Raw genomic sequence first — 13,787 nt, 5'->3', positions numbered from 1 at the left:
AATCATCGCTTTCTTCGCTCAATGGCGCCGATCAGGGCGGCTGTCACCGGCAAAAACCGGGGTTTTCCCTCGCTTTCGTCGATTTTTCACGTCATTGATCGTCCTGGCCGTCCAATTGCGCCTGTGTATCGTACAAACACGCTGTACCTGCTGATTAACGCCGATATAATGCGGCCCTTTGCCGTCGCTCCGTCCGATGACGTCGCGCACTGGCCTTTGGCCGCAGCCTCCGTGGAAGAACCTAATGAAAAGCGCAGAAATCCGTGAAGCCTTCCTTCGCTTCTTCGAAGAGCAAGGCCACACCCGTGTCGCCTCCAGCTCTTTGATTCCGGGCAACGACCCAACCCTGCTGTTCACCAACGCGGGGATGAACCAGTTCAAGGACTGCTTCCTGGGCCAGGAAAAGCGTGCGTATACCCGCGCCACCAGCAGCCAGAAGTGCGTGCGCGCCGGCGGCAAGAACAGCGACCTGGAAAACGTCGGTTATACCGCCCGTCACCACACCTTCTTCGAGATGCTGGGCAACTTCAGCTTCGGCGATTACTTCAAGCGCGATGCCATCACCTACGCCTGGACCTTCCTCACCGGTGTGCTAGGCCTGCCCAAGGAAAAACTCTGGGTCACGGTCTACGCCACCGACGACGAAGCCTATGACATCTGGACCCAGCAGATTGGCGTCCCGGTCGAGCGCATGATCCGCATTGGCGACAACAAGGGCGCGCCTTACGCCTCCGACAACTTCTGGACCATGGGCGATACCGGCCCGTGCGGCCCCTGCACCGAGATCTTCTACGATCACGGCGCCGACATCTGGGGCGGCCCGCCCGGCTCGCCGGAAGAAGACGGCGACCGCTACATCGAGATCTGGAACAACGTGTTCATGCAGTTCAACCGCACCGCCGATGGCGTGTTGCACCCGCTGCCCGCGCCGTCGGTCGATACCGGCATGGGCCTGGAGCGGATCAGCGCGGTGCTGCAACACGTGCACTCCAACTACGAGATCGACCTGTTCAAGAACCTGCTCAGCGCCTCGGCCCAGGCCATTGGTTGCAGCAATGACGACCAGTCGTCCCTCAAAGTGGTGTCCGACCACATCCGTTCGTGCGGTTTCCTGATCGCCGATGGCGTGCTGCCGTCCAACGAAGGCCGCGGCTATGTGCTGCGCCGCATCATTCGTCGTGCCTGCCGCCACGGCAACAAGTTGGGCGCCACTGGCAGTTTCTTCTACAAGATCGTTGCCGCGCTGGTGGCCGAGATGGGCGAAGCCTTTCCGGAGCTCAAGCAGCAACAGGCCAACATCGAGCGCGTGCTCAAGGCCGAAGAAGAGCAGTTCTCCAAGACCCTGGAACACGGCCTGAAAATCCTCGAGCAGGACCTGGCTGAACTCAAAGGCTCCGTGGTGCCGGGCGACGTGGTGTTCAAGCTGTATGACACCTACGGGTTCCCGATGGACCTGACCGCCGACATCGCCCGCGAACGCGAGCTGACCATCGACGAGGCCGGGTTCGAGCGCGAGATGGAAGCCCAGCGTGTACGCGCCCGCTCCGCCAGCGCCTTTGGCCTGGACTACAACACCCTGGTCAAGGTTGACGTGGCCACCCAGTTCACTGGTTACACCGACACCTGTGGCGCAGCGAAAATCGTCGCGCTGTACAAGGACGGCCAGTCGGTTGACGTGCTCAGCGAAGGCGAGGAGGGCGTGATCGTCCTCGATCGCACGCCGTTCTACGCTGAATCCGGCGGCCAGGTGGGCGACTGCGGTTACCTGACCTCGGGCGCCGCGCGTTTTGACGTGCGTGATACCACCAAGACTGGCGGTGCGTTCCTGCACCACGGCGTGATGAGCGCCGGCAGCCTGACCGTTGCCGCCCCCGTCGAAACCCAGGTGGATGCTGACGTGCGTCACGCCACGGCGCTCAACCACTCGGCCACTCACTTGCTCCACGCCGCGTTGCGCCAGGTATTGGGCGAGCACGTGCAGCAGAAGGGCTCGTTGGTCGACAGTCAGCGCCTGCGTTTTGACTTCAGCCACTTTGAAGCCATCAAGCCTGAACAGATCAAGGCCCTGGAAGAGATCGTCAACGCCGAGATTCGTAAGAACACCCCGGTCGAGACCGAAGAAACCGACATCGAAACCGCTAAGCAAAAAGGCGCCATGGCGCTGTTCGGCGAGAAGTACGGCGACGAAGTGCGCGTGCTGAGTATGGGCGGTAGCTTCTCGGTGGAGTTGTGCGGCGGTATCCACGCCAACCGTACCGGCGATATCGGCCTGCTCAAAATTATCAGCGAAGGCGGCGTGGCCTCTGGCGTGCGCCGTATCGAAGCGGTCACCGGCGCCCAGGCGCTGGCGTACTTGAACGCTGCCGAAGAGCAGCTCAAGGAAGCGGCCAGCCTGGTCAAGGGCAGCCGCGACAACCTGCTCGACAAACTGTCGGCGGTGCTGGAGCGCAACCGTGCGCTGGAAAAACAACTGGAGCAGTTGCAAGCCAAGGCCGCCAGCGCGGCCGGTGACGATCTGTCGGCGTCTGCCTTGGATATCAAAGGTGTGAAAGTGTTGGCCGTGCGCCTGGACGGTCAGGATGGCAAGGCGCTATTGGCCCTTGTCGATCAGTTGAAGAACAAGCTCGGCCGCGCAGTGATCCTGCTCGGCAGTGTCCATGAGGAAAAGGTCGTTCTGGTTGCGGGCGTAACCAAAGACCTGACCGGTCAACTCAAGGCCGGTGATCTGATGAAGCAAGCGGCTGCGGCCGTGGGCGGCAAGGGCGGTGGTCGTCCAGACATGGCGCAAGGCGGCGGTACTGACGCCAGCGCCCTGGATGCGGCGCTGGCCTTGGCCGTGCCTTTCGTGGAACAGGCTATTTAAGGCAGCCGCCCGGTCTGTCGTCCCATGGCGGGCCGGGTAGTTGTCGAGTGATTATTGGGCGCCCTTCATGGGCAGAGGCGGCTTTGAAATGGCTTTGATCGTACAGAAATTTGGAGGCACCTCGGTCGGCACTATCGAGAGAATCGAGCAGGTCGCCGACAAGGTTAAGAAGTTTCGCGAAGCCGGCGATGACCTGGTGGTTGTGTTGTCCGCGATGAGCGGCGAAACCAATCGCCTGATCGATCTGGCCAAGCAGATCAGCGGTGAGGAGCAACCGGTTCCCCGCGAGCTGGATGTGATTGTCTCCACCGGTGAGCAAGTGACCATCGCGTTGCTGGCCATGGCGCTAATCAAGCGCGGTATCCCGGCGGTGTCGTACACCGGCAACCAGGTCCGGATCCTGACCGATAGCGCGCACAATAAAGCGCGTATCCTGCAAATCGATGACCAGAAGATCCGTGGTGACCTCAAGGCGGGTCGCGTGGTGGTGGTCGCCGGTTTCCAGGGTGTTGACGAGCACGGCAACATCACCACCCTGGGCCGTGGCGGCTCCGACACCACCGGTGTGGCGCTGGCGGCGGCCCTGAAGGCCGACGAGTGCCAGATCTACACCGATGTGGACGGTGTCTACACCACCGATCCGCGGGTGGTGGCCCAGGCCCAGCGCCTGGACAAGATCACCTTCGAAGAGATGCTGGAAATGGCCAGCCTCGGTTCCAAGGTGCTGCAGATCCGTGCGGTGGAGTTCGCCGGCAAGTACAACGTTCCGCTGCGCGTACTGCACAGCTTCAAGGAGGGTCCGGGCACCCTCATTACTATTGATGAAGAGGAATCCATGGAACAGCCGATCATTTCCGGCATCGCGTTCAATCGTGATGAAGCCAAGCTGACCATCCGTGGTGTGCCAGACACCCCCGGCGTGGCGTTCAAGATTCTCGGCCCGATCAGCGCCGCGAACATTGAAGTCGATATGATCGTGCAGAACGTGGCGCACGATAACACCACCGACTTCACCTTCACCGTGCACCGCAACGACTACCAGGCGGCCCAGACCGTGCTGGAGAACACTGCGCGCGAGATCGGTGCCCGTGAAGTGGTAGGCGACACCAAGATCGCCAAGGTGTCGATCGTCGGTGTCGGCATGCGTTCCCATGCGGGCGTTGCCAGCCGCATGTTCGAGTCGCTGGCCAAGGAAACTATCAACATCCAGATGATTTCGACCTCGGAAATCAAGGTTTCCGTGGTGATCGAAGAGAAATACCTGGAACTGGCCGTGCGCGCCCTGCACACGGCTTTCGAACTGGACGCACCGGCCCGACAGGGCGAGTGATGCGTTTCCCCAAAGGGCGCGGATGATCCGCGCCCTTTGTTTTTTTGAATAGCGCGACTCTGGCCTGTTCTTTTGCTCGCGCTAGTCAATACTTAGGCGTGTAGGGTTGCGACCATTCTGGTTGTAGGTCGAATGCCTTTTTTTTGCAGACTGTAGTCCCTGAAATGTAATGCGTGAGGAGAAAGGTATGCTGATTCTGACTCGTCGGTGCGCAGAAAGCCTGATTATTGGTGATGGCGAAATCACTGTGACCGTGCTCGGTGTCAAAGGCAATCAAGTGCGTATTGGTGTCAATGCCCCGAAAGAGGTGGCGGTTCACCGTGAGGAAATTTACCTGCGGATCAAGAAAGAGAAGGACGAAGAACCAAGCCATTAATTTTTATCGTTTTTTATGTTTGCAAACGGGGATGAAGCTGGTTAATATACGCCCCGTGTTGCGGAGAGCTGGCCGAGTGGCCGAAGGCGCTCCCCTGCTAAGGGAGTACACCTCAAAAGGGTGTCGGGGGTTCGAATCCCCCGTTCTCCGCCATTATTTTTTAGTACGTTGTAATCTGGCTTGTTCTGTAAGTTGTTGAATTTACTAGAAAAAGAGCTTTACAAAAAGATTTGACGGCCTATAATGCGCGGCAACAAATGCACTCGTAGCTCAGCTGGATAGAGTACTCGGCTACGAACCGAGCGGTCACAGGTTCGAATCCTGTCGAGTGCACCATTTAAGAGTTAGTTGCAGCAATGCAGGTGACTTGCTACAAGCCAGTTGTGATCTGGTCTAAAAACACAAATTGCACTCGTAGCTCAGCTGGATAGAGTACTCGGCTACGAACCGAGCGGTCACAGGTTCGAATCCTGTCGAGTGCACCAAACATGAAAAAGCCCCAGGCCTCGCGGTTTGGGGTTTTTTTTCGTCCCGGTTTTTTGGTGGTGCTGCCTTTGTTGGGGGCTGAGCAGGTAGGACGGTTTTGGGCGTGCGCTGTAGTGCTTGTCAGGGCTTGGCGGTGCTGGGGCGGCGAAAGAGGGGGTAAGGCCCCTAGGAGAGGTGCTGGCGGCGCTGTGCGATGTACTGGCGTCGGCCAGCCGGGCAAAAAAAACCGCAGCCTTTTTGGGGCTGCGGATGGGGGCGGAGCGCGTTGTTATCAGAACAGCTTGAGCTTCGGTGCTTCTTCGGCCACTGGGGTGTTGGCCCCGGTCTGTTCGTTCCAGCCGCCACCTAAAGCCTTGTACAGATTGACTTCGCTGGTCAACTGCGCCAAACGGTCGCTAATCAGCGCTTGTTGCGCGCTGAACAGGGAGCGTTGAGCGTCGAGGAACGTCAGGTTGCTGTCCACACCGATGCGGTAGCGTCGCTCGGCCAGACGGTAGTAGTCCTGGTTGGCGTTGACGAAGTCCTGTTGCGCCTGCAATTGCTGGTTGAAGGTCTGGCGTGCAGCCAAGCCATCGGAGACTTCCTGGAAGGCGGTCTGGATGGACTTCTCGTACTGCGCCACGGTGATGTCTTTCTGGATTTTCGAGTAATCCAGGCTGGCGCGCAGGGCGCCGGCGTTGAAGATCGGCAGGTTGATCTGCGGCTGGAACAGCCAGGTGCCCGAACCGCCCTTGAACAGCCCCGACAGATCCGGGCTCAGCGTGCCGGCATTGGCCGTCAGGCTGATACTGGGGAAGAACGCGGCCCGCGCGGCGCCAATGTTGGCGTTGGCGGCCTTGAGTTTGCGCTCGGCTTCGAGGATGTCCGGGCGACGTTGCAGCAGGTCGGACGGCAGGCCTGCTGGCAGTTCGCTCAGCAGGTCGGCCGACAGCGGCTGGCCCTGGCCCAGGTTGTCCGGTAGGCCGGTGCCCAGCAGCAGGGTCAGGCTGTTTTCGTCCTGGGCCACCTGGCGGGTGTAGCGCGCCAGTTGTACGCGGGCGTTTTCCACCGAGGTGCGCGACTGGCTCAGGTCCAGGGCCGAGGCCACGCCCACTTCATTGCTGCGCGAGGTGAGGCGGTAGCTTTCTTCGTATGCGGCCAGGGTGTCCTGGGTCAGCTTGAGCAGCTCCTTGTCGGCCTGCCAGGTCAGGTAGGCATTCGCCACGCCGGCCACCAGGCTGATCTGGGTGCTGCGCCGGGCTTCTTCGGTGGCGAAGTAGCTTTGCAGCGCTTGCTCGCTGAGGCTGCGCACGCGGCCGAACAGGTCCAGCTCATAGGCGCTGATGCCCACGGTGGCTGAGTATTGGCTGGTGATGGCCGACTCGCCGGTCTGCGACAGGCGCTCCGGCGTGCGTTGGCGGCTGCCGCTGCCGTTGGCGGACACGGCCGGGAACAGGTCGGCGCGCTGGATGCGGTACTGGGCCGCGTAGGCGTCGATGTTCAGGGCCGCGACGCGCAGGTCGCGGTTGTTCTGCAGGGCGGTCTGGATCAACTGCTGCAGCGCCGGGTCGTGGAAGAACTGGCGCCAGCCCTGCTCGGCGGCGGCCGTGTTGGCAGCCTGGGCCGGCGAATACGCCGGCCCTTGCGGGAACTGCCCGGCGACAGGCGCCTGGGGCTGCTGATAATCGGGTATCAGCGAGCAGCCACCGAGCACGAATGCGGCGACTGCCAGGGAGAGTAGCGACTTGCTCATTAGCCAGCCTCTTTAGGAGTTACAGGTGCGTCGCCCTGGTCCGCGTTTTTGCGGCGGCCCATCGAAGACACAGTGACGAAGAACAGTGGGACCCAGAAGATCGCCAGAACGGTGGCCGTAATCATGCCGCCGATCACGCCGGTGCCGATGGCGTGTTGGCTGCCTGAGCCGGCGCCGGTGGAGATCGCCAGGGGCACCACGCCCAGGACAAACGCCAGGGAAGTCATGATGATCGGCCGCAGTCGCATCCGGCAGGCCTCGATGGCCGCGTCGGTAAGGCTGCGCCCTTGTTCGTGCAGTTCCTTGGCGAACTCGACGATCAGAATGGCGTTTTTAGACGCCAGGCCGATGGTCGTCAACAAGCCCACTTGGAAGTACACGTCATTGGATAGCCCGCGCAGGCTGGTGGCCAGCAGCGCTCCGATGATCCCCAGGGGCACCACCAGCATGACCGCGATTGGAATCGACCAACTTTCGTACAGCGCCGCCAGGCACAGGAACACCATCAGCAGGGACAACGCATACAGCGCCGGCGCTTGCGAGCCGGACAAGCGTTCCTCATAGGACAGCCCCGTCCAGGAGATGCCCACCCCCGCCGGGAGTTTCGCCGCCAGGGCTTCGACTTCCGCCATCGCCTCACCGGTGCTGTAGCCAGGCGCCGGGGCGCCGAGCACTTCCATCGCTTCCACGCCGTTATAACGCGATAGCTTCGGTGCACCGTAGATCCACTCGCCCTTGGCGAAGGCCGAGAACGGAACCATGGTGCCGCTGGCGTTGCGCACGTACCACTTCTTGATGTCCTCGGGGCTCATGCGAGCGCCCGGCAGGCCCTGGATGTAGACCTTCTTCACCCGACCGCGGTCGATGAAGTCGTTGACATAGCTGCTGCCCAGGCCAATGGACAGGGTGCTGTTGATGTCAGTCAGGGAAACGCCCAGGGCACTGGCGCGCTCGTCATCGATGGTCAGTTGGTACTGCGGCTCGTCGTTCAGACCGTTAGGGCGGACTTGGGACAACACCTTGCTCTGGGCGGCCATGCCCAGAAACTGATTGCGCGCGGCCATCAGCTTGTCATGGCCGATACCGGCGCGGTCTTGCAGGAACACGTCGAAACCGGTGGCGTTACCCAGCTCCAGTACCGCGGGCGGGGCGAAGGCGAACACCATGGCATCGCGGAAACTGAAGAAGTGCTGCTGGGCGCGGTTGGCGAGGTTGAACACGCTGTTTTCCGCAGAACGCTGATCCCAGGGTTTGAGCATGATGAAGGCCATGCCCGAACTCTGGCCGCGGCCGGCGAAGTTGAAGCCGTTCACGGTAAACACCGAAGCCACGGCGGCGGATTCTTCCTTGAGCAGGTAGGCGCGCATTTCGTCGACCACCACTTGCGTGCGCTCGGCGCTGGAGCCGGCCGGAGTCTGCACCTGGGCGAACAGTACGCCCTGGTCTTCCTCGGGCAGGAACGCGGTCGGGATGCGGGTGAACAGCCAGACCATGCCGACGACGATCACCAGGTACGCGAGCAAATACGGCGCCTTGTGCTTGAGCATGTTGCCCACGCCGCGCTCGTAGCTGCGTACCCCACGGTCGAAGTTGCGGTTGAACCAGCCGAAGAAGCCGCGCTTGGGCGTGCCGTGCTCGCCCTTGGGAATGGCCTTGAGCATGGTGGCGCACAGGGCCGGGGTGAAGATCAGGGCGACCAGTACCGACAGGGCCATGGCCGAGACGATGGTGATCGAGAATTGCTTGTAGATCACACCGGTGGAACCGCTGAAAAACGCCATCGGCAGCAGTACCGCCGACAGTACCAGGGCAATACCGATCAGGGCGCCCTGGATCTGGCCCATGGATTTCTTGGTGGCTTCCTTGGGTGACAGGCCTTCCTCGCTCATCACCCGTTCGACGTTTTCGACAACCACGATGGCATCGTCCACCAGCAAGCCGATGGCCAGCACCATGCCGAACATGGTCAGGGTGTTGATGCTGAAACCGAACGCCGCGAGGATGCCGAAGGTGCCCAGCAGTACCACGGGCACGGTCATGGTGGTGATGACCGTGGCACGGAAGTTCTGCAGGAACAGGAACATCACCAGGAACACCAGCACGATCGCCTCGACCAGGGTTTCAACCACACCCTTGATCGATTCGGTCACCACAGGCGTGGTGTCGTACGGGAACACCACTTCCATCCCTTGCGGGAAGAACGGCTTGAGGCCGTCGATGGTGGTACGCAGTGCCTTAGCGGTGTCCAAGGCGTTGGCGCCGTTGGCCAGTTTGACCGCCAGGCCCGAGGCCGGTTTACCGTTGAACTGCGCGCTGATGCTGTAGTTTTCGCCGCCCAGGCCCACTTCGGCGACGTCGCCGAGGCGCACTTGCGAACCATCCTTGTTGACCTTGAGCAGGATTGCCTTGAACTGCTCGGCGGTTTGCAGGCGGGTCTTGCCGATGATGGTGGCGTTCAGTTGCTGGCCGGCGACGGCCGGCAGGCCGCCCAGTTGCCCGGACGACACCTGGACGTTCTGCGCCGCCACGGCGGTCTTCACGTCGGAGGGGGTCAGGTTGAAGTTGTTCAGTTTGGCCGGGTCGAGCCAGATACGCATGGCGTACTGGGCACCGAACACCTGGAAGTCACCCACGCCCGCGGTACGCGAGATCGGGTCCTGCATGTTGGACACGATGTAGTTGGACAGGTCGTCCTTGGACATGCTGCCGTCCTGGGAAACCACGCCAATCACCAGCAGGAAGTTCTTCACTGCCTTGGTCACGCGGATGCCCTGTTGCTGTACTTCCTGGGGCAACAGCGGTGTGGCCAGGTTCAGCTTGTTCTGCACCTGGACCTGGGCGGTGTCGGAGTTGGTGCCCTGCTCGAAGGTCGCGGTGATGGTCATGCTGCCGTCGGAGTTACTTTCCGAGGACACATAACGCAGGTTGTCGATCCCGTTGAGCTGCTGCTCGATCACCTGCACCACGGTGTCCTGCACGGTCTGCGCGGACGCACCCGGGTAGGTCACGGAGATGGCGATGGCCGGCGGTGCAATGCTGGGGTACTGGTTGATGGGCAGTTTCAGGATCGAAAGGGCACCGACCAGCATAATCACCAAGGCGATGACCCAGGCGAAGATTGGACGGTCGATAAAGAATTTCGACATGGTTTATTCCCCTTTGCTGCCGGCAGCGGTGTCTGCTGGCTGCGCAGGGGCTTTGGGGCTCTTGGCCACGTTGGTCGCCTCGCTGGCTTTGACTTCGATGCCCGGCTTGACGTACTGCAGGCCTTCGGTAATCAGGCGATCGCCGGCCTTGAGGCCGTCTTCGACCAACCATTGGCTGCCCACGGTGCGGCTGGCCTTGAGCTGGCGCAGTTCAACCTTGTTGTCGGGCCCGACCACCAGCGCGGTCGGCGTGCCCTTGAGGTCGCGGGTTACGCCCTGCTGCGGTGCAAGGATCGCGGCGGTGTTCACGCCGGCCTGCAATTGCGCGTGGACGAACATGCCCGGCAGCAATGTGTGGTCGGGGTTGGGGAACACGGCGCGCAGGGTCACGGAGCCGGTGGTTTCGTCCACCGAGACTTCGGAGAACTCCAACTTGCCGTCCAGGCGATACTCGCTGCCGTCTTCCAGGGTCAGCTTGACCTTGGCCGCGTTGTCGCCGGCCTTTTGCAGGCGGCCGCTTTCCAGCTCACGGCGCAACTCCAAGAGCTCCACGGAGGACTGGGTGACATCGACGTAGATCGGGTCCAGTTGCTGGATCACGGCCATGGCGTTGGCCTGGCCGCTGCTGACCAGCGCGCCCTCGGTCACCGAGGAGCGGCCGACGCGACCGGAGATTGGCGCCAGCACCTTGGTGTAGCGCACGTTGATCTGCGCGGTTTGCAGGGCGGCTTCCGATTGCAGGCGGTTGGCCTGGGCGGTGTCGAACTCCTGGCGGCTGACGGCTTGCTCGGCGACCAGTTGCTTGTAGCGGTCGGCGATCGACTTGGTCGATTGCAGGTTCGCCTCGGCGCTTTTCAGGGTGGCCTCGTACACGGACGGGTCGATCTGGTACAGCTGTTGGCCGACCTTGACCTCGCCACCTTCCTTGAACAGGCGCTTGAGAATGATGCCATTGACTTGCGGGCGTACTTCCGCAATGCGGTACGCCGTGGTGCGCCCCGGGAGTTCCGAGGTCAGGGTAAAGGCTTGGGGTTGAAGGGTGACGACACCGACCTGAGGGGTTTGAGCGACGGGGGCCGCTTCTTCCTTTTTACATCCGCTGAGCAGCGATGCCAGGGCGACGGCAGTGACCAGAGCGGTAACAGCTGGCTTGAATTGCATGAAGATCCTCGGGTCAGGTACGCGTGTGCGCACAAGAAATGTGGAAAGGGCTGACAGGTGCGCTAGGTGGATAAGTAGCTTGCTATTGAATATACTTACGTTCATGGTTGTTTGTAAACACCTTGACACCACTGCCAAAGTGCTGACAAAGCAGGGCTAAAGGTAGCAATTGTAGGCCGGGGGACGCGTCCCGAGAGACGTCGCCCCACATTTATTCAGATGCCCTTCACGCATCGCCGCTGCATCCTGATTGAGGTTGTATTGCCATGGTCCGTCGTACCAAAGAGGAAGCCCAGGAAACCCGAAGCCAAATTCTCGAAGCTGCCGAGAAAGCCTTCTATGAAAGGGGTGTGGCCCGTACCACATTGGCCGATATCGCCACCCTCGCCGGGGTGACGCGCGGTGCCATCTACTGGCACTTCAGCAACAAGGCGGACCTGGTCCAGGCCATGCTGGACACCCTGCGCGAACCCCTCGACGAAATGGCCAGGGCGAGCGAGAGCGAAGAAGAATTGGACCCTCTGGGCTGCATGCGCAAGTTGCTGGTTCATTTGTTTCATCAAGTTGCACTGGACCCCAAGACTCGACGCATCAATGAGATTTTGTTCCACAAGTGCGAGTTCACCGATGAAATGTGCGACCTGCGCCAACAGCGCCGCGTGGCCGCCCTGGACTGCAACGTGCACATCGAACTGGCCCTGCGCAATGCCGTCAGTCGTGGCCAGATGCCCGCCGACCTGGACACTGCCCGCGCCGCCATCACCTTGCACGCCTATATCGACGGCATCCTCTATGAATGGCTACTGGCCCCTGACAGCTTCCAGCTGCATGCCGAAGCCGAGCGCTGGGTCGAGACGGGCCTGGACATGCTGCGCCTGAGCCCCAGCCTGCGCAATTGAATCAACATGTGTCAATATCCCCGGCGAGTGCCCCTGCGTTATTCACTCGCCCTGCAACAACGGGCTGCTTTTATATAGCGACTGCTGTTAGGTTGATAGGTAGCAAACTACGTATTTTGTAGGAATTTTGTTGCGAGTCTGTGAATGAGTGTGAGTAAGCCATTGTTCAAGGGCGCCGAACAGCCGATCAAAGCCATCGCCCTGATGCTGGCGGCGGTGTTCCTGTTCTCCAGCCACGACACCCTTTCCAAATACCTTTCTGGCTTCTACCCCATCGTCATGGTGGTGTGGATCCGCTACGTGGTGCACACCCTGCTAATGCTGGTGATCTTCGTGCCACGCACCGGGTTCAGCACGGTGGTGCGCACCAAGCGCCCGGGCCTGCAATTGCTGCGGGCCTTGTGCCTGATCGGCGTCAGCCTGCTGTTCACCACGGGCCTGCGCTACATCCCCCTGGCCGAAGCGACCTCGGTGGTGTTCCTCGCGCCGCTGCTGGTCACCGCGCTCTCGGTGCCCTTACTCGGCGAGCGGGTGACTCGGGCGCAATGGCTGGCGGTGCTGGCTGGGTTTATCGGCGTGTTGATCGTGGTGCGCCCGGGCGGGGCGCTGTTCACCCCGGCGATTCTCCTGCCCCTGGCCGCCGCCCTGTGCTTTGGTTTCTACCAACTGCTCACGCGCATGCTCAGCGGCATTGACAGCCCCACCACCAGCAACTTCCTCACCGGCATCCTCAACAGCCTGATAATGACGGCCATCCTGCCGTTTTTCTGGACCACTCCGACCCTGGTTCACGGCCTGTTCATGATCGGCCTGGGCACTTGCGGGATGTTCGGCCACATGCTCATGACCCAGGCCTTTCGCCACGCCCCCCCGGCCATGCTGGCGCCATTCAGCTATGGGCAGATCCTCTTCGCCGGTCTCTACGGCTACCTGATTTTCGACCACACCCCCGACCGCTTCGCGGTGGTGGGCATCACGGTGATCTGCCTCAGCGGCCTGGCCGTGGCCTGGGCGCAGCGCAAAAAAGACTGACCGCGGCCCACAAAGCCAAAAGCCTCGGCGCTCACACGCCGGGGCTTTTGATTTTAGGCAACCCATGGGCGTTCAATCTCTGCTCAGGCTCCTGCCCTCACCCCACGGGCAGCATGAGCATTTTCGGATCACTCCTACTCGTGCATGGCCCCCGTCCGACATGTGGTTTCACTTTCCCCATGCTCATATTTGTGCGCTCAGGCGAACCGCTATCCCTTTCCCGTAGATAAGCGTCCGTCGCCCTCAGCCACACAAGGACGCCCCCCGTGAGCAACCCCACCTACGCCGTAATCGCCGAACTGCGCACCCGGCTTGTGCCGAATCGGCCGAGCGATCGACTGATCGCCATCCCTCGGGATATGCCCGGCATCGTGATTTTCTTGCATGGCGTCAATGACCCTGGCGCTGCCTATGAGTCGGTGGAAACCGGGCTGATGCACGGCTTGAACGAGCGCCTGCACCGCCCGGATTTGTGTGCGGGGCGCTATGGGGCGGACTTCGCGGCGGCGCAGGCGACCCCGGTGAAGGAGCGGCGCGGTAGCGCCGAGGAAGTAGCCGACGACCCCGACACCTACCTCTACAAACGCAGCACCGATAAAACCACCCGCAGTTGCTTCATCCCGTTCTACTGGGGCTATCGCGCTGCGCCCAACGAGATAAAACGCGACAAGAACGGTGACCCGACCCAGCTGCGCACCCAGTATCAGGACGTTTTCGACAATCGCCTGGACCGCCACTTCGCCAAGGGCGGCGGGTTTTTCG

Annotated in this window: 9 protein-coding genes and 3 tRNA genes; 9 read left to right on the top strand and 3 right to left on the bottom strand. The window is 61.3% G+C overall.

Annotation, left to right across the window (positions count from 1 at the left end; genetic code table 11):
- Positions 1 to 244 precede the first annotated feature (244 nt).
- The 6 genes from alaS (at position 245) to AC19YR_RS00035 (ending at position 5,054) form a co-directional block, all read left to right on the top strand.
- Entirely contained in the window at positions 245 to 2,863 is a 2,619-nt protein-coding gene (alaS, locus tag AC19YR_RS00060; protein WP_095108173.1) for an alanine--tRNA ligase, read from the top strand.
- A gap of 88 nt (positions 2,864 to 2,951) precedes the next feature.
- Entirely contained in the window at positions 2,952 to 4,193 is a 1,242-nt protein-coding gene (locus AC19YR_RS00055) for an aspartate kinase (protein WP_095108174.1), read from the top strand.
- 187 nt (positions 4,194 to 4,380) lie between these two features.
- Positions 4,381 to 4,569 (top strand): carbon storage regulator CsrA, encoded by a 189-nt coding sequence (gene csrA, locus AC19YR_RS00050; RefSeq protein WP_002554426.1) that lies wholly within the window; start codon positions 4,381 to 4,383, stop codon positions 4,567 to 4,569.
- Positions 4,570 to 4,631: 62 nt separating this feature from the next.
- Positions 4,632 to 4,722 (top strand) — tRNA-Ser (locus AC19YR_RS00045).
- 106 nt (positions 4,723 to 4,828) lie between these two features.
- Positions 4,829 to 4,905: transfer RNA gene (locus AC19YR_RS00040), tRNA-Arg, on the top strand.
- Positions 4,906 to 4,977: 72 nt separating this feature from the next.
- Positions 4,978 to 5,054: transfer RNA gene (locus AC19YR_RS00035), tRNA-Arg, on the top strand.
- Between the two features lie 272 nt (positions 5,055 to 5,326).
- Here AC19YR_RS00035 and adeC read toward each other — a convergent pair.
- From adeC to emhA, 3 genes are read right to left on the bottom strand one after another with little or no spacing between them, the layout of a single operon-like run.
- Positions 5,327 to 6,787, bottom strand: coding sequence for an AdeC/AdeK/OprM family multidrug efflux complex outer membrane factor (gene adeC, locus AC19YR_RS00030; protein WP_500596684.1), 1,461 nt, complete (start codon positions 6,785 to 6,787; stop codon positions 5,327 to 5,329).
- Positions 6,787 to 9,933 (bottom strand): efflux RND transporter permease subunit EmhB, encoded by a 3,147-nt coding sequence (emhB, locus tag AC19YR_RS00025; RefSeq protein ID WP_500596682.1) that lies wholly within the window; start codon positions 9,931 to 9,933, stop codon positions 6,787 to 6,789. Before emhB ends, adeC begins: the two co-directional genes overlap by 1 nt.
- A 3-nt stretch (positions 9,934 to 9,936) precedes the next feature.
- On the bottom strand, positions 9,937 to 11,094 hold the full coding sequence (gene emhA / locus AC19YR_RS00020) for an efflux RND transporter periplasmic adaptor subunit EmhA (protein ID WP_141233956.1): 1,158 nt from the start codon (positions 11,092 to 11,094) through the stop codon (positions 9,937 to 9,939).
- Between the two features lie 266 nt (positions 11,095 to 11,360).
- Here emhA and emhR point away from each other — a divergent pair, with 266 nt between their 5' ends.
- The 3 genes from emhR to AC19YR_RS00005 all read left to right on the top strand — a co-directional run.
- On the top strand, positions 11,361 to 11,993 hold the full coding sequence (emhR, locus tag AC19YR_RS00015; RefSeq protein WP_095108179.1) for an efflux system transcriptional repressor EmhR: 633 nt from the start codon (positions 11,361 to 11,363) through the stop codon (positions 11,991 to 11,993).
- Positions 11,994 to 12,137: 144 nt separating this feature from the next.
- Positions 12,138 to 13,025, top strand: a complete 888-nt coding sequence (locus AC19YR_RS00010) for a DMT family transporter (RefSeq protein ID WP_500596680.1) — start codon at positions 12,138 to 12,140, stop codon at positions 13,023 to 13,025.
- 266 nt (positions 13,026 to 13,291) lie between these two features.
- The coding region (locus AC19YR_RS00005; RefSeq protein ID WP_500596678.1) for a T6SS effector phospholipase Tle3 domain-containing protein at positions 13,292 to 13,787 on the top strand (496 nt) is incomplete at its 3' end.

The organism is Pseudomonas sp. MF08817 (assembly GCF_059862705.1).
The sequence above is the reverse complement of the archived record's forward strand: the minus strand, read 5'-3'. Positions and strand labels throughout refer to the sequence as shown.

What these genes read in the sequence shown, in the direction of transcription:
- alaS (WP_095108173.1), top strand. Translation starts at nt 245, where the DNA reads ATGAAAAGCGCAGAAATCCGTGAAGCCTTCCTTCGCTTCTTCGAAGAG.
- AC19YR_RS00055 (WP_095108174.1), top strand. Translation starts at nt 2,952, where the DNA reads ATGGCTTTGATCGTACAGAAATTTGGAGGCACCTCGGTCGGCACTATC.
- csrA (WP_002554426.1), top strand. Translation starts at nt 4,381, where the DNA reads ATGCTGATTCTGACTCGTCGGTGCGCAGAAAGCCTGATTATTGGTGAT.
- adeC (WP_500596684.1), bottom strand. Translation starts at nt 6,787, where the DNA reads ATGAGCAAGTCGCTACTCTCCCTGGCAGTCGCCGCATTCGTGCTCGGT.
- emhB (WP_500596682.1), bottom strand. Translation starts at nt 9,933, where the DNA reads ATGTCGAAATTCTTTATCGACCGTCCAATCTTCGCCTGGGTCATCGCC.
- emhA (WP_141233956.1), bottom strand. Translation starts at nt 11,094, where the DNA reads ATGCAATTCAAGCCAGCTGTTACCGCTCTGGTCACTGCCGTCGCCCTG.
- emhR (WP_095108179.1), top strand. Translation starts at nt 11,361, where the DNA reads ATGGTCCGTCGTACCAAAGAGGAAGCCCAGGAAACCCGAAGCCAAATT.
- AC19YR_RS00010 (WP_500596680.1), top strand. Translation starts at nt 12,138, where the DNA reads ATGAGTGTGAGTAAGCCATTGTTCAAGGGCGCCGAACAGCCGATCAAA.